We start from the raw sequence: 16011 nt of genomic DNA, 5'->3' as shown, positions 1-16011 counted from the left end.
CCGGGCGCAAGGGGAGGAGGCGCCGGGGCGCCGTATCACAGCCCAAATACGGCGCTTACCGTGATGTCGGTTTGCCGATAGGCCCGTCGGTCGTGTGACGTCGTCCGAGCACGGTTGCCGACCCGCATCGAGCAAAGTAAATCGGTCGGCCGATACGGCCTCGTGCGCGCGGATTTGCCGATACGCCGTTTGGCGGCTCAGCGCATCGGGCCACGCGTATCGGCATTCAGCGGATGGGTGCCCAGCCAGCCTGATGAGCGCCGAGTGAGCTCGGCGGGCGGTCGTAGCCATGAGTAGCGCCGCCGACGGAGCCGGCGGGCGCGATGTAGGAGAGTTCGCCGAACTCACTGCGCATCGTGCGCCGGTACGGGTCGATCTCGCCGTCCTTGGGTTCGGCCAGGTCGAACGTGTCGCGTTCGCCCAAGGACACGAGCCAGCGGCCGGTCTGCGCGAGCGAGATCCGCACGTGCCAGCTGCCGCCCTCGCCCTCGCGGCGCGCGAGCGCGGCCAGCACGCCGTGGGCGGCCAGATAGCCCGTGGCGTGGTCCAACGCCTGCGCGGGCAGTGGCACCGGCCGGTCTGACTCGCTCGCGCGGGCCCCGGCCAGCGCGATTCCCGACGCGGTCTGCACCAGGCTGTCGAAGCCACGCAGCCCGCTCCACGGGCCGACCCGGCCATAGGCGCTGATCGTCGCGACGACTATGCCCGGCCGGATCCTGGCCAGCGCCTCCGGCCCGAACCCGAGGCGGTCGAGTGCCTTGGGCCGGTAGGCCTGCACCACGACGTCCGCCTGCGCGACCAGCTCCCGTAGCCGGCGCGCGTCCGAGGCGACGCGCAGGTTCAGGAACGTGCTCCGCTTGCCGAAGCCGGTGTCGATCACCAGGGCGCGCGCATCCCCCAGGTGGGCGGCACCGACCCGCAGCACGTCTGCCCCGAACGAGGCCAACACCCGCCCGCATACCGGCCCGGCGATCACCCTTGTCATGTCCAGGACGCGCAGGCCGGCTGCCGGGCGGGATGGCGACGGACGGGCCTGCGCCTGCGCGGACAGCGCCTGCGCGGGCATCGCCGGCGCCCGCGTCCCCCGCGTCCGGCCCACGGCGGACGGCCCGCCGCGCACGTCCCCGGCGTCGCCGATCCGCGAGGTCTCCGCCAGCGGCAACCCGGCCACGGCCTGCCCGGCGGGGTGTGCCCACCACTCCCGCTCCTCGCGGGCCATCGAGGCGCACATGCCCATCGCCTGAAGCTCGGCCTCCAGGTCGGCCGCGTTGTACTGGGCCACCGCCCGGGCGACCGCGACCGGGTCCGCGTGCGTGCGGAGCAGGTCCAGCACCCCGGCCCGGTGGTGCGGCAGGTTGCAGTGCAACTGGACCCAGCGGCCGTCGCCGGCGCGGTAGTAGCCGGAGAGCGCGTCCCATGGGCTTGGCGCTGGCCGGCCGGCGATCCGCAGCAACCGCTCGCTGCGGAACGCGGCCGCGGCGTGCCGCGTGTCGACGCTGACCGGCGGGACGTCCTCGCCCGACCTGGCGGCCCACAGCTCGGCGGCGCCGTGCGCGGCCGCGGCGACGGAGATCGTGGCCGCGGCGGTCACCCGGTAGAGGCTCGGCAGGACGTCGACCGGCCCGGTGACCGTGAGGCGCGCGGCCGCGCGTGGGTCGCCGACGACGTGGGCGAACTCGGTGAGGATCCCGGCGGTCTCCCTGACCGTCTCATGATCTTCCTCCGTGTCGTGATCCTCCGCCGTGGCCGCCGTGGCCGCCGTGGCCGCCGTGGCCGCCGTGGCCACTGCGGCCGGAGCAATCGGAGCAGCCGGGGGCAGCGTCTGGGCGTCGGCGTCCTCGTCCGGTTCGCCGGACTCGTCCGCGCCGGCCGTCGCGAGTGCCTGATCCGCGGTGTCCGCCTCGGCCGCCGCCTGGCCGGTGTCTACGGGCTCGTCCTCGTCCTCAGCTTCAGCCTCGGTCTGGCCAGCGCCGGCCTCGACTGGCTGGTCGGCCTGGTTTGTCTCGGGCTCGGTGGCCGTCGCCTGGCCGATGCCGTCGGCCTGGCCGTTGTCCGCGCCTTCGGCCGGGTCGATGGCTTCGGTGGGGTCCGTGGCTTCGGTGGGGTCGGTGGGGTCCGTGGCGGCGCCGTCCATCGCGTCGGCCTCGCCCACGCCGGTGACGCCGTCCTCGGCCGGGGTGCCGTCGTCGGCATCGAGGGTGCGGTCGGCCGTGATGGCGCTGTCCGAGACGTTGTTGTCCGCCGTGGTGGCGCCGCCCGCAACGGTCTCGTCGGTCGCGGTCTCGTCGGTCGCGGTCGCGACGGCCGCTGAGTCCGGGCGAGCCTCGTCGCGCGGCCGCGGTAGCTCATCCAGCTGGTCCGCCATCTCCCCACCCACCTCAGCGCCCGTCCGGATCACCGCTGTCTACCCCGCACCTGATGTCCGACAGTGGGCGGTTCGCCACGCACAGCATCGCATCAGTTGCGACAGTATCCGGCACAACGGCCCAACCAGGACCATCATGACGAGGGGAAGCGCTTTCGTGGTGCTCGGGGAGACCGCGGGGACCCAATTCGGCGAAAAGCCGGCCCGAGCGTTGGGCCTGGAGGAACTTAGTGCTTCTGGGGACGGGGGCCTCCGGAGGTGCGAAGGAGGAGCATTTTCGCACCTCCTTTGGCCCTCTAGGAGGGCGGCACCAAGGAGGCCGGTCGAAGAGGCTCGGCCGCCCGGCGGGCGGCGACGCGATGCGCGCGGGAGGGAGAGCGCATGGCCAGGCGGACCTCGTTGTACGACCTGCTCGGTGTGTCCCCATCCGCGACTTCCGACGAGATCAGAGCGGCCTACCGCCGAGCCGCCCGAGTACTGCACCCGGACGCCGGCGGTTCGGCGGCGGCCTTCGAGCGGCTCACCATCGCCTACCACATCCTCGCCGACCCGGCGTACCGCTCCGACTACGACAGCTACCTCGCCGGCGGTGGCGGCACCGCCTCCGGCGGGAGCGCCAGGGGACCGCGGCGGGGCGCCCCACCGGGCACGGGTGCCGCGCCAGGCGGGCCCGCCGACACGGCGGCCAGGAGAGACGCCGCCGGCCGGCACCGTCCACCGGGCGATCGTCCTGGCTCAGATCGTCCTGGCTCGACGGAGAGCTTCCCCGGAGTGAGCCGCGCCGCGCGGCGCGGCTACCTGGCGATGATGAGCGTCGCCCTCACCCTGTTCATCCTGGCCGGCACCGTCGTGCGCCCCGCCTCGGTGCCGGCGGCGATCGCCATGGCCCTGGTCGCGATGGTGATCCCCCCGGTCGCCGCCATCGTTGTGAACCGCCCCCGCGCCCACCCGGTGGACCGTCCCGGGGCGCGCGCGACCGACCACGACGCCACCGAGGACCAGAGCGGGCGCTGAGTTTCGGCGCGTGGCGGGGCGCGGTCTTCCTATCCTCTGGTTATGCCGAGATACGACTACCGCTGCCGGGTCTGCGACGCCTCCTTTGAGGTGCGTCGCGGCATCCAAGAGGACGCGCCGGCCTCATCCGTGTCCTGCCCTGCCGGCCACTCGGAGACCTCCAGGGTCTTCTCCGCCGTGGCGGTCTCCCGCGGAGCCGCCGCGCCGATCGGGGCGCCCGCTCCCACCGGCGGCGGTGGGGGCTGCTGCGGCGGCGGCTGCGGCTGCCACTGACGGAGGCACGAGTACGCCGTCACGGACGGAGGCGCGGCATACCGTCGCCCCGTTCCTCGCGGCTGACTGTCCGCACTGCCGACGAGGCTGTGGGTGACCTCGTCTGGAGGGCCGAACGAGGGTCTGACCAGGGCCGGCCGCGCCGGGCGGCTTGCTGTTCTGGGCGGTAGTTGAGGTCCAGGGCGATGGCCGGGCCCCGGCCGGGCCCCGGCCGCGCGTGAGCGGGCGGCCCGCGGGGCGGGCCGTGGGTGGGGCTGGGATGGCTCAAGTGGGTGAGAAGGGTTGGTGTGGTGCGTGTTGCGGGGTGCGGTTGCCGGGCGTGCTTGATGAACGGACGCGTTGCCAAAGTGCCTGGTTTGTGTCCTGCATGTAACAACACCTCAACGGACCTACCCGTTCGGTCGCGGGAGGGCTAGGTTTCCGCCAACTCGGCGGGGTCATGCCAGGGGGCGCCGGAAGTCACCTTCGGCGCGCTGGTGGCGCACGTCGAGGCAATGAGACCGAAGCGGTTCCGATCACCATGACCGGTGCCCGCATCCTCCGCGGCCGTTGACAGCCCGCCGGAATCGTCTGGCGGATCGTCGTGGCTCGCGGTTCGGGGGCGTCACGCCGGCGGGGTCGTCCGGCACACGTAGGAGGAAGTTGATGGCAAGACGCAGGCTCCTGGGCGCGCTGGCGCTCGCGACGGCGGTATCGCTCACCGCCGCCGCCTGTGGCAGCGATGACGGAGACTCGAACGGTGGCTCAGGCAGCGGCAAGCCGAGCTACACCATCGGCTTCCAGGGCCCGCTGTCCGGCGACAACCAGCAGCTGGGCATCAACGGCGAGGACGGCTTCAAGCTCGCCATCGACGAGGCGAACAAGAAGGGCGACCTTCCGTTCGAGCTGAAGACCGTCAGCTCCGACGACGTCGGCAGCCCCGACCAGGCTCCGGCCGCGGCGCAGAAGCTCGTCGACAACAAGGACGTCATCGCGCTCGTCGGCCCGATGTTCTCCGGCGCCACGAAGGCCAGCGAGCAGTTCTTCACCGAGGCGAACCTGCTGTCGGTGAGCCCGTCGGCGACCAACCCGACGCTGACCTCGCTCGGCTTCAAGACGTTCTTCCGGGTCATCCCGTCCGACGACGTCCAGGGCCAGGCCGTCGCCAACTACATCTCCAAGGCGCTCAAGCCGACCAAGGTGTACTCGGTGGATGACGCCAGCGAGTACGGCACCGGCCTGTCCAAGGTCATCGAGGGGCAGCTGAAGGCGAACGGCACCACGTACGTTCACGACAGCGTGAACCCGACCAAGGACTACACGTCCGAGGCCACCAAGCTCGTCGCCGAGAAGCCGGAAGTGATCTACTACTCCGGCTACTACGCGGAGTTCGCGCTGTTCACCAAGGCGCTGAAGGACAAGGGCTACACCGGCAAGATCCTCTCCGGTGACGGCTCGCTCGACCCGCAGTTCGTCGCGCAGGCCGGTGCGGCCGCCGCCGAGGGCGCCCTGATCAGCTGCCCGTGCCTCTGGGCCCAGGCGGACCCGAACGCCGCTGGCTTCGTCAGCGCCTACAAGGCGCTCAACGGCCAGGACCCGGGCACCTACTCGGCCGAGGCGTACGACGCGGCCAACGCGATCATCGAGGTCCTCAAGAAGCTCGGCCCCGGCGCTGACCGTGCCGCCGTGTCCGAGGCCTTCAAGACCACCGACTACAAGGGCCTGACCAAGCAGATCAAGTTCACCGACAAGGGCGAGGTCAACGACCAGGCCGTCTTCATCTACACCGTGAAGAGCGGCGAGATCAGCCTGGTCGGCCCGGTGTCGAAGCTGGTCCCGACCAGCTGACCAATCGGTCGACCGGTGAGGACCCCCGCCGCGCGCCTCGCGCCCGCGGCGGGGGTCCTCACTCGGCAGGTTCGCGGCGGTCGGGCGGCGGGCGCATGCGTCCGCCGCCCGCTCCGATGTTCGCGGCAGGCCGGTGAGCAGCGCGGCCCTCCTGGTCTGGTGGGCCCGCCGCTGACCGGGCCCGTCGCGGCGGTCGGGCACCGTGACCGGCCATGGTGGCCCGCTGGTCCATCGAGGAGCGAGTGACCGCGTGGCGGCGGCCGGCTCCGGCCGCGAGCCCCGGATCCTGAGTAATGATGTTGCCTGCCTGGTGCGCGGCCATGTCCTGGTCAGGTACGCAGGTTGGAACGACCTTGCCTCGGGCTGTGCGGCCCTGGTCCGCCGCGCCGTGGCGGCAGATGATATTGACAAGGCGGATGCATGGGCTTCGTCCACCAGTTCTGGCAGCTGACCATCGACGGGCTGATGTCCGGCTCGCTGTACGCTGTGATCGCGCTTGGCTACACGCTGGTGTACGGCGTTCTGCAGCTGATCAACTTCGCGCACAGTGAAGTGTTCATGCTGGGCGCGTTCGGCGGCCTGTTCGCGGCCAGGGAGCTGGTCAACAACTTCAGCGATACCCCGTCCGGCATGGCGTCCGTGGGGATTGTCCTGGTGGGCCTCGCTGTCGGCGCGCTGTGCGGCGCCGCCGCCGCGTTCACCCTCGAGCGAGTCGCCTACCGGCCGCTGCGCAAGCGGAACGCGCCCCGGCTGGCCTACCTGATCAGCGCCATCGGCGCCTCGCTGTTCGCCGTGAACATGGCCGGCAAGCTGTGGGAGCGCCAGAACGTGACCATGGAGCTTCCGTTCACCAACGGCACCGTCTTCCACGTCTTCAGCGCTGAGGTCAACACCAAGACGCTGGTGATCATCCTGGTGGCGGCGGTGATGCTGGTCCTGCTCGACACGCTCGTCGCCCGTACCCGGCTCGGCCAGAGCATCCGCGCCGTCGCGCAGGACGCCGACACCGCGACCCTCATGGGCGTCAACGTCGAGCGGGTGATCCTGCTGACGTTCATCATCGGCGGGCTGCTCGCCGGCGCCGGCGGATTCCTGTATGCGATGACCTTCAGCGCCTCGAACAACATGGGCTTCATCCCCGGCGTCAAGGCGTTCACCGCCGCCGTGCTCGGCGGCATCGGCAACGTGCGCGGGGCCATGCTCGGCGGCATCGTGCTCGGCCTGGTCGAAAGCTACGGCGGCTACGTCTTCCAGGCCTCCTACAAGGACGTCATCGCCTTCCTGGTGCTGGTACTGATCCTTATGGTCAGGCCGACCGGCCTGTTGGGCGAGCGGCTGGGGAGGGCGGCATGAGCACGACCTCGGCGACTCCCGCCACCCCGTCGGTGGCGCCAACCCCGCCACCGTCACAACCGGGCGGCGCGGCGGCGCTCGGCCGCGCGGCCGCCGCGGCGCTGTTCAGCCTGGCGGGGCTGCGTCAGCTGGGCGTCTGCGTTCTGATCGGGCTCACCCTCGCCCTCATGACCGGCCCCAACGGCAAGGCGGCGGAACCACTGGGCGCCGTCCGGCACGCCATCCTCGCGCCGCGGATCGTCACCTACCTGATCATCGCCGCCGTGCTGTGGCTGCTCATCGCGCTCTGGCCGCTCGCTCGCCCTCTGTGGTCGATGGGCCAGGCGGCGGCCCGCGGGCCGGTGACGGCCGTGGCCCAGCAGCGCTTCGCCCCGCTCGGCCTGAACCTCGCGCTGCTGATCGTGGCGATCATCATGCCGATGTTCTTCTCGAACGCGGCGGTCACGTGGATGGTCGACGGCGTCGGGATCTACGCGCTGCTCGCGCTCGGCCTCAACGTCGTCATCGGCTACGCCGGCATGCTCGACCTGGGCTACATCGCCTTCTTCGCGATCGGCGCCTACACGACGGCGTACTTCACCTCCAAGACCGCGATCTCGGCTCACTTCCCGGTCTCGCTCAACCCGTTCTTCGTCTTCCCGATCGCGTTCGTCCTCGCGGCGGTCGCCGGCGTCCTCCTCGGCGCCCCGACGCTGCGGCTGCGCGGTGACTACCTGGCGATCGTCACGCTGGGCTTCGGCGAGATCATCCAGCTGATCGCGAACAACTCGCACTGGACCAACGGGCCGCGCGGCGCGTTCGGCGTCCCGCACCTGTCGATCCACCTCCTCGGGATCAACTACTCCTGGAAGCTCGATCCGAAGCCGTACTACTACCTGCTGCTGGCGATCATCGTGTTGGTGATGATCGCCTTTGGCCGGCTGGAACGGTCGCGGATCGGCCGGGCCTGGGCGGCCATCCGGGAGGACGAGATCGCGGCCGAGGCGACGGGTGTGCCGACGCTGCGGCTGAAACTGCTGGCGTTCGCGATCGGCGCGTCGGTGTCCGGCTTCGCCGGTGTGCTGTTCGCGAGCAAGCAGTTCTTCAACCCGCAGATCTTCAGCCTGCAGGCGTCGTTCCTGGTCGTCACGATCGTGATCTTCGGCGGGATGGGCAACCGGCTGGGCGTCGTCGTCGGTTCGGTCGTCCTGCAGGGGCTCGCCTTCTACCTGCGTGACAAGGTGCCGGCGACGGACCGGTTCATCTACTTCGGCGCGGTGGTGATCGTCATGATGATCTTCCGTCCGCAGGGCATCATTCCCTCGCGACGACGCAAGCGTGAGATCAGCCTCGCCGAGCACGGCGTCGGTCATGCCGACTCGCTGGGCAGCGCGCCGACCTCGGAGAGCGGGGCCCGATGAGCAAGCACCGCGCGGCGGGCCCCGGGCGTGCCGTTCTTGTTCCCGGTGGCCCCGGCGGCGAGAGCCCGGCCGGGGATCCCGGCGCCGACCTGGTGGTCGACGCGCGCGACCTGACGCTGCGCTTCGGTGGCGTGACCAGCCTCGACGGGGTGACGCTGCGGCATCATCGCGGCGAGATCCTCGCCGTCATCGGCCCGAACGGCGCCGGTAAGACGTCGCTGTTCAACTGCCTGACCGGTGCCTACAAGCCGCAGCAGGGCTCGGTGGCGTTCTCGCCGGAACCGGGCAGGTCGCACTCCATCGTCGGGAAGACGCCGCACTCGATCACCAAGCTCGGCGTCGCGCGGACGTTCCAGAACATCCGCCTGTTCCCCGCGCTGTCCGCGCTGGAGAACGTCCAGATCGGCGTCGAGATGCGCCAGCGCTACGGCTCGATCGGCGCGATCCTCGGAACGCCCCGGATGCGGCGCGAGGAGCGTTCCGGGGTCGAGAAGTCGATCGAGCTGCTCGAGCTGGTCGGGCTGCGCCACCGGGTTCACGAGCTTTCCGCGTCGTTGCCGTACGGTGAGCAGCGCCGGCTGGAGATCGCCCGCGCGCTCGGCACCGGCCCGAAGCTGCTGCTGCTCGACGAGCCCGCGGCCGGCACCAACCCGTCGGAGAAGCTGGAGCTCGCGGAACTGATCCGCACGATCGCCGGTACGGGTGTCTCGGTGCTGCTGATCGAGCACGACATGCGCCTGGTCATGTCGGTCGCGGCGAACGTCACTGTGCTGAACTTCGGGCGGGTCATCGCGCACGGCACGCCGGCGGAGGTCCAGCGTGACCCGGCCGTGGTGGAGGCGTACCTCGGCACCCAGGACGACGACTCCGTCGGCGAGAGTGACGCGCCCGCGGGAGATCTCGTTGGCAATGGCGGTACCGGAAGGGACCAGCACTGATGCTGTTGGAGCTCGCCGACGTCGAGGTCGCGTACGGCGCCGTCACGGCGCTGCGCGGAATCCGGCTGACGGTCGACGCCGGGGAGATCGTCACTCTGCTCGGGGCGAACGGCGCCGGCAAGACGACGACGCTGCGCACGATCTCCGGCCTGCTGCGGCCGCGGGCCGGGCAGGTGCTGCTCGACGGGGAGCCGCTCTCGAAGATCCCCGCCCACCAGCTGGTCCGGCGCGGGGTCGCGCACTCGCCGGAGGGCCGTCGGATCTTCCCGGCGATGTCCGTGCGCGAGAACCTGCTCATGGGCGCGTTCCACGACCGCAAGCACGTCGCGCGGGACCTTGAGCATGTCTTCGGGCTGTTCCCCCGGCTCCAGGAGCGGGTCTCCCAGGCCGGCGGCACGCTGTCGGGCGGTGAACAGCAGATGCTCGCGATCGGCCGGGCGTTGATGAGCCGGCCACGGCTGTTGCTGCTCGACGAGCCGTCGATGGGTCTCGCTCCGCTGGTGGTGCGGACCATCTTCGACGTGATCGCGCAGATCAACGCCGAGGGTGTCGCGGTGCTGCTGGTCGAGCAGAACGCGGCCCAGGCGTTGAAGATCGCCAACCGTGGCTACGTGCTGGAAACCGGTCAGGTCGTGCTCGACGGCCCGTCGGGCGACCTGCTCGCCGACGACCGGGTCCGCCAGGCGTACCTGGGCGAGGATGTGGCCGTGCCCGAACATGACCTTCCCCACCAGTTGGCTAAGTAGCGGCGTAGCGTCCATCGGCACGTCCGGCACCTCCGTGGCTGGCAGCCAATGGGCGGGGACCCCGCGGCCGGGCTGGCGCAGAAAGAAAATGTCGGCGCTGTCGGGAACTCGACGGCCGGGCGGGCCGCCAGGACCGGCGGCGGGGTTCCTCCCAGATGGGCGACGAGGTCGGCGATCTGGGAGGTCGGCGGTCCTGGTGGTGCCCGGAGAAGGCCGCGGCGAGGGTGACGCCTGGGAGGGCCGGAGCCCTTTCCCGCGTCAGGACCGTGACCAGGGGTGTTCCATGGGACGGCAGCCACCCAGCTCGGCGGGCAGCTTGAGGGTGGCGAGGTCGGGGGCTCGGTGGTCGCGGGAGTGGAATCCGGCGACCCAGGGATGACTTTGGTCGATGTCGTCGGTGGGCGTCCAGTCTCTGCCGTCGCGGGAGTCGGCGCCGAAGCGCCAGACCCCGGCCACGAGCAGCAGGACCGCCAGGGCGGTGAGGGTTGCGATGACCATGTGAAGAGAGTGCGTCCACTCGGTTATCGCGGTCCATCTAATTTTTGTGGCCGAGACCGTTAAGCTGCTCTACATGATCGATGTTCGACGGCTCCGGCTGCTCCGCGAGCTCGACAACCGGGGGACGGTGGCGGCGACCGCCGCGGCGCTGCACCTGACCCCGTCCGCCATCAGCCAGCAGCTCGCGGCGCTCTCGCGCGAGGCCGGTGTCCCGCTGCTGGATCCCGTCGGCCGGCGGGTACGGCTCACCCCGGCCGCCAAGGTGCTCCTGCGGCACGCCGACGAGATCTTCGCCCAGCTGGAGCGGGCCGAGGCGGACCTCGCCGCGTTCGACGAGGGCCGGCTCGGCGAGGTGACCATCGCCGCGTTCGCGACGGCGATCACCGGGATCGTCGCGCCCGCGCTCCAGGAGCTGCGGATAACCCATCCCGGCCTGCAGATCACCATCGTCGACGTCGGACCGCCGGACTGCTACGACATGCTGATCAGCGGCGAGCTGGACATGGCGTTCGACTTCGTGTCGACCAGGCCGGACGACGGCCGCTTCGAGATGGTCAAGATGGTCGATGACCTGTTCGACGTCGCGCTGCCCTGGGATCATCCGCTCGCCGGGCTCGACCAGGTGCGCCTGGCCCAGCTCGCCGACGACGACTTCATCGCGAGCCGGCCCGGGACGGCCTGCCTGGAGATCATGCAGGCCGCGTGCGCGGCGGCCGGGTTCGCGCCGCGGCTCCGGCATCGTACGGACGAGTTCATCGCGGTCCTCGGCCTGATCGGGGCAGGCTGCGGGATCGGGCTGATCCCGCGGCTCGCCGGCCTCGCCTCGACGGACCAGGTCGTGCTGCGGCCGCTGGTCGACGCGCCGGCGCGCCGGCTTTCGGTGTCGCTGCGGCGCGGCTCCGCGAGCGCGCCCCATCTCGCGGCCGTGCTGTGCGCGCTGACGACCGCCGCGAATTCCGCCCTGACCGTGCCGCCGGTAGTGCCCGTGCGTGGCGTCCAGCCGGCGCCCGTCCTGGCGGCGGTGGCGGCCAAGGCTGGTTGATCAGCGGCCTACGGCGACTCGCCGACTACAAGACGTAGTCGATCGCCTGGCCGTCATCATTCGGGTACCTGGCGTGCGCACGCGTGTGACCAGGTCAGCCGGGCCGCCGTGGGCCGCCGCCAAACGTCTTCCCGCGGCCCACTGGCGGGCGCCGTCACCCCGCGCGACCATCGCCGGCCAACGGAAGGCTGACGGATGGTCAGCGCACGCGGTGTTCGCGTCGATGCTGGCCCGCGCGGGCCCAAGTCCTGGTACACCAGCGCTGTAGCACAGACGAATATTCGGATCAAGAAGCAGGGACAGTAATGCATCCGACAGTGGAGCGTTTTCAGGGGCGCCTGCGGGAGCTGGGCGCCACCGGTGAGGCCAAGGAGCTGCCGAACAGTTCACACACCGCCGCCGAGGCCGCGGAGGCGCTCGACGTGTCCGTCGCCCAGATCGTGAAGAGCCTGGTCTTCCTGGCCGACAAAAAGCCGATCATGGTGCTGGCGTCGGGTGACAACCAGGTCGACACGGAGAAGATCGCCCAGCTGCTCGGCGAGCCGGTGGGGCGCGCCGGCGCGAAGACCGTCCGCGAGGCCACCGGCTACGCGATCGGTGGGGTGCCGCCGGTCGCTCACGCCACCGAGATGCGCATTCTCGTCGACCGTGACCTGCTCGCCCACGCCGAACTGTGGGCCGCCGCCGGAACCCCCAACGCCGTCTTCCCGACCAATCCGGACGAGCTCATCGCCATCACCCGCGGCGAATGGGCCGACATCCGCCACGAGTTCTGACGCCGGCGGCTTGGTCGAGGGCTATCCGACGCGACCGTCCTGGCGGCGCCTTGGCCGCGCGGCGGGTTTCGCCTGCCGCGCGGAGGACCATTCTTCATTATATCTTCGTCGTATCCGTCGGGCGGCGTTACACCGACATGCCGCTGTCGGGGAACATCTGAGAACGGCGAGCGTGTCATGTGGCTGTACCGAGCGTCGAAAGCATGGCGCACGCTCGAGATCTGCTCGGCGCCGCTTCTGATCGGCGTACTGGTGACGCTCGTGGTCGTGGCGCTGACCACCGGTCTGCCCGGTCACTCGGGGCGTCCCGGGGGGCCTCAGGGCTGACAGGCCCGCCTGGATTGCCGTCGCTGAGAGGGACCCAGACAGGCAGGTAGGCAGGTGCGGCGAGGGCGGCGTCGAGCCCCGGTAGTCGGTGCCGCGGCCCGCCGGGTGGGCGGTGTCCGTCGCCGGACAATGCGGGATCGCATTCGTTTGATCACGATAGGCTGCCGAGGGCCGTTGATCTCCCACCCTTTCTCAAGGTCGGTGAGTGGGCAATGCGAGTAAGCCGGGAAAAGCGCTCGATGACCGGAAGGGCCGGCGACCGGTCGGCGCGTGCCTCGGCGTCGGCCCATGGCGAGGGCTGGTCCCCGTCCGGCTGGACACGCGGGCCGAGCTACACACTCCGGCTGGAACTCGAGCTCGCCGATGCCATCGCCCCCTGGCAGGCTGACGACTGGGCCACCGACGACTGGTCCGGGTGACAGTGGTCCGGGTGACAGCGCGCCTGGCGACACGGCGCACACTGACCCGGCGACCCGGCCCGGCTACAGGGCGCGCGGCTCGGTCCTGGCCTACGGCTGAACCGGGCCGGGTGCTGGCCTACGGCTGGACCGGGCCGAGGACCCGGTCCAGGTAGTCGTTGGTCAGAACGCCCCTGGGGTCCGCGGCGGCCCGGACGGCGAGGAACTCGTCGAACTTCGGATAGCGGGGACGTAGCGTCTCGGCATCCTGGGTGTGCAGCTTCCCCCAGTGCGGCCGGCCACCCACACTCATCATGATCTTTTCGGCGAGCGCGAAGTACTCCTCGTGCGGCGTACGGTGGTCGACATGGACCGCGACATATCCGGTCTCGCGCCCCTGCGCCGTCGACAGCCAGATCTCGTCGGCCGCCGCGACTCTGACCTCCACCGGGAATGAAATGTTCAGGCCAGATGTCTCCAACGCGCTCGTCAGCTCACGGACGACACCGACCAGCTCCGCTCTCGGAACGGCGTACTCCATCTCCTTGAACCGCACTCGCCGCTCCGAGGTGAACACCTTGTATGACACGTCCGTAAAGGTGCGGGAGCCGAGCGCGCGGGAGCTGACCTTCGCCGCGGGCTGAATCGTGCGCGGCAGGCGGCGGCCGGTGGCGACGACCATGCCGAACACCCGGTTGGACAGGAACTCGTCGTCGAACCAGCCACGCAGCCGGGGCAGCGGATCGAGCCCGTCGGACAGCGGCGCGCGGGTGTTGCGTTTGGTCAGTGTCCGGTCGGTGTGCGGGAACCAGTAGAACTCGGCGTGGTCGGCGCCGCCGAGGAACTCGTCGAAGCCGTCGAGCAGGTCGTCCAGGCGTGCCGAGCCCTCCTCGGCGCGCAGCGCGAACAGCGGCACCGCCTGCAGCGTCACCGACGTCACCACGCCGACCGCACCCAGGCCCACACGCGCGGCGGTGAACAGGTCGGCGTGTTCGTGCGCCGAGCAGAGCACGATCGTGCCGTCGCCGCGCACCAGCTCGAACGCGCGCACCTGGGTGGCCAGGCCTCCGAACCTGGCGCCCGTGCCGTGCGTGCCGGTCGCGAGCGCACCGGAGATCGTCTGCTGATCGATGTCGCCCAGGTTGGTCAACGCCAGCCCCGCCTCGGCGAGCAGCCGATTGAGACGGCGCAACGTCATCCCGGCGCCGACCGTCACCAGCCCGCTGCCCGCGTCCAGCGCGAGCAGGTCGGCGCAGCGGTCCATGACCAGCTGGATGGTCCGCTCGTCCGGCCGCCCGACCGGCGTGAACGAATGCCCGCTGCCGATCGGGCGCACCCTGGTGCCGTCGTCGAGCGCCTTGCGCACCAGCGCGGCGACCTCGTCGGCATCCGTCGGGTGCGCCACCGCGATCGGTGTCGCCACCTGGTTACCCGCCCAGTTCGACCACGACGCCGACGCGTCGGACCGCGTATGCCGCCAGCCGGCGGAAGAGCCCACGGACCACCTCCGAATGTCCGCCCCCAGCTTCCCCGTACCCCGCGCGCGGCGCGACGCGGGGGTGGGTGCGCGCGATCAGTTGCCCGCCCTTGGGCGGATGTGGGGTGATCCGGCTCCCGTCGGGCGGGTATGGCGAACGTGCCCGACAGCGGACACGATAGGGATGTGGTAGCGCTGGAGAACCTGGTGGGGATCTTTACGCGGCCGGCCGTCCCGGCGCGAGCCGGCCAGGCGGAGCCGCCGCCACAGCCGCCACAGCCCGACTGGGACCGGCTCGCGGCGGCGACCGCCGCGCTCGACCCGCCGTTCGCCGTCGTCGACCTACCGGCGCTGCGGGCGAACGCGGCCGACCTGGTCCGGCGGGCGGCCGGCAAGCCGATCCGGGTGGCCAGCAAGTCGGTACGGTCGCGGGCGGTGCTGCGCGCTGTGCTGGCGACCGACGGATTCGCCGGCATCCTCGCGTACACCCTCCCCGAGGCGATCTGGCTCGCCGAGGAGTTCCACGACGTCGTCGTCGGCTACCCGACGGCCGACCGGGCCGCGCTGCGCACGCTCGCCGATCACCCACTCGCGGCGAGCCGGGTGACGCTGATGATCGACTCCGTGGAACAGCTCGACCTGATCGACGCGGTCCTCGGCGCGGCCCGTCCGCCGCTGCGGGTCTGCATAGACCTGGACGCCTCGCTACGGCTGGCGGCCGGCCGGGTGCACCTCGGTGTGCGCCGCTCGCCGGTGCACACCGCTGAGCAGGCGGGCGAGCTCGCCAAGGCCATCGCCACCCGGCCGGGTTTCGCGCTCGTCGGCCTGATGGGGTACGAGGCGCAGATCGCCGGCATGGGCGACGCACCGCCCCCGCCCCTGCCGCCGGCCGAGCCCGCCGACGGCTCCGGCTCCGGCTCGGCGCCCCGCCTCGAGCCCGCGCGGCGGGCGGCGGCGTCGGCGCGGGCCGAGGTGGTCCGGCGGATGCAGGCACGTTCGATGGCCGAGCTCGCCGCGCGGCGGGCGGCGGCCGTGGCGGCCGTGCGGGAAGTCGCGCCCGGGTTGGAGTTCGTCAACGGCGGCGGCACCGGAAGCGTGCACCTGACGACTGCCGAGGCGGCCGTCACCGAGATCGCCGCCGGCTCCGGCCTGTACGGGCCGACGCTGTTCGACATCTACCAGGCGTTCACGCCCGCCCCGGCGGCGTTTTTCGCGCTGCCGGTGGTGCGCCGCCCGGCGCCCGGCATCGTCACCGTCGCCGGCGGTGGCTGGATCGCCTCCGGCCCGGCCGGTCCGGACCGCGTGCCCCGCCCGGTCCACCCGGCCGGCCTGCGGATGATCGGGACGGAGGGGGCGGGCGAGGTGCAGACCCCGCTGCGCGGCCCGGCCGCCGACACCCTGCGGATCGGCGACCGGGTCTGGTTCCGCCACGCCAAGGCGGGCGAGCTGTGCGAGCACGTCAACGCGCTGCATCTCGTCGACGCCGACGGCTCCATCCAGGCCGTTCCGACCTACCGCGGCGAAGGCCGCGCCTTCTGAGCCGCGCCTTCTGACTCGTGCGCTCTGACCGCCGCGTG

General features: G+C 71.4%; 14 protein-coding genes. 11 read left to right on the top strand and 3 right to left on the bottom strand.

Annotation, left to right across the window (positions count from 1 at the left end; translation table 11 throughout):
* Positions 1-226: 226 nt before the first annotated feature.
* Complete coding sequence (locus QOZ89_RS08510) at positions 227-2365, bottom strand: CoA transferase (protein ID WP_312623473.1); 2139 nt, start codon at positions 2363-2365, stop codon at positions 227-229.
* A 381-nt stretch (positions 2366-2746) separates the two neighbouring features.
* On the opposite strand from QOZ89_RS08510, the gene QOZ89_RS08505 reads away from it, so the two are divergent.
* From QOZ89_RS08505 to QOZ89_RS08475, 7 genes are all read left to right on the top strand, one after another.
* Entirely contained in the window at positions 2747-3379 is a 633-nt protein-coding gene (locus QOZ89_RS08505; protein ID WP_312623472.1) for a J domain-containing protein, read from the top strand.
* A 42-nt stretch (positions 3380-3421) separates the two neighbouring features.
* Complete coding sequence (locus tag QOZ89_RS08500; protein WP_083420109.1) at positions 3422-3652, top strand: FmdB family zinc ribbon protein; 231 nt, start codon at positions 3422-3424, stop codon at positions 3650-3652.
* A gap of 645 nt (positions 3653-4297) precedes the next feature.
* On the top strand, positions 4298-5479 hold the full coding sequence (locus QOZ89_RS08495; protein WP_071054475.1) for a branched-chain amino acid ABC transporter substrate-binding protein: 1182 nt from the start codon (positions 4298-4300) through the stop codon (positions 5477-5479).
* A gap of 420 nt (positions 5480-5899) precedes the next feature.
* The gene (locus QOZ89_RS08490; protein ID WP_071054477.1) at positions 5900-6832 is read left to right on the top strand and encodes a branched-chain amino acid ABC transporter permease; all 933 of its coding nucleotides are present in this window, start codon (positions 5900-5902) and stop codon (positions 6830-6832) included.
* A complete protein-coding gene (locus tag QOZ89_RS08485) occupies positions 6829-8232 on the top strand; it encodes a branched-chain amino acid ABC transporter permease (RefSeq protein WP_312623471.1) in 1404 nt (467 codons plus the stop codon). The genes QOZ89_RS08490 and QOZ89_RS08485 overlap by 4 nt, the downstream gene beginning before the upstream one ends.
* Positions 8229-9170 (top strand): ABC transporter ATP-binding protein, encoded by a 942-nt coding sequence (locus tag QOZ89_RS08480; RefSeq protein ID WP_071054481.1) that lies wholly within the window; start codon positions 8229-8231, stop codon positions 9168-9170. Before QOZ89_RS08485 ends, QOZ89_RS08480 begins: the two co-directional genes overlap by 4 nt.
* The gene (locus QOZ89_RS08475; RefSeq protein WP_071054483.1) at positions 9170-9916 is read left to right on the top strand and encodes an ABC transporter ATP-binding protein; all 747 of its coding nucleotides are present in this window, start codon (positions 9170-9172) and stop codon (positions 9914-9916) included. Before QOZ89_RS08480 ends, QOZ89_RS08475 begins: the two co-directional genes overlap by 1 nt.
* Before the next feature lie 258 nt (positions 9917-10174).
* Here the strand turns inward: QOZ89_RS08475 and QOZ89_RS08470 are convergent, their stop codons facing one another.
* On the bottom strand, positions 10175-10414 hold the full coding sequence (locus QOZ89_RS08470) for a hypothetical protein (protein ID WP_071054485.1): 240 nt from the start codon (positions 10412-10414) through the stop codon (positions 10175-10177).
* Positions 10415-10460: 46 nt separating this feature from the next.
* On the opposite strand from QOZ89_RS08470, the gene QOZ89_RS08465 reads away from it, so the two are divergent.
* The 3 genes from QOZ89_RS08465 (at position 10461) to QOZ89_RS08455 (ending at position 12978) form a co-directional block, all read left to right on the top strand.
* Entirely contained in the window at positions 10461-11456 is a 996-nt protein-coding gene (locus QOZ89_RS08465) for a LysR family transcriptional regulator (RefSeq protein WP_083420110.1), read from the top strand.
* A gap of 305 nt (positions 11457-11761) precedes the next feature.
* Positions 11762-12232 carry a YbaK/EbsC family protein gene (locus QOZ89_RS08460; protein ID WP_071054487.1) on the top strand — a complete coding sequence of 157 codons (471 nt, stop codon included), beginning with the start codon at positions 11762-11764 and terminating at the stop codon, positions 12230-12232.
* 566 nt (positions 12233-12798) lie between these two features.
* Positions 12799-12978 (top strand): hypothetical protein, encoded by a 180-nt coding sequence (locus QOZ89_RS08455; RefSeq protein WP_131804239.1) that lies wholly within the window; start codon positions 12799-12801, stop codon positions 12976-12978.
* Positions 12979-13096: 118 nt separating this feature from the next.
* On the opposite strand, the gene QOZ89_RS08450 is transcribed toward QOZ89_RS08455, so the two are convergent.
* On the bottom strand, positions 13097-14455 hold the full coding sequence (locus tag QOZ89_RS08450) for a D-arabinono-1,4-lactone oxidase (RefSeq protein ID WP_312623470.1): 1359 nt from the start codon (positions 14453-14455) through the stop codon (positions 13097-13099).
* 165 nt (positions 14456-14620) lie between these two features.
* Here QOZ89_RS08450 and QOZ89_RS08445 point away from each other — a divergent pair, with 165 nt between their 5' ends.
* Complete coding sequence (locus QOZ89_RS08445; RefSeq protein ID WP_071054493.1) at positions 14621-15973, top strand: amino acid deaminase/aldolase; 1353 nt, start codon at positions 14621-14623, stop codon at positions 15971-15973.
* The last annotated feature ends 38 nt before the right edge of the window (positions 15974-16011 follow it).

This window comes from Pseudofrankia coriaricola (assembly GCF_032027725.1).
Taxonomy (GTDB): Bacteria; Actinomycetota; Actinomycetes; order Frankiales; family Frankiaceae; genus Pseudofrankia.
Note: the sequence above shows the minus strand (reverse complement) of the source record. Positions and strands in the feature narration are given on the sequence as shown.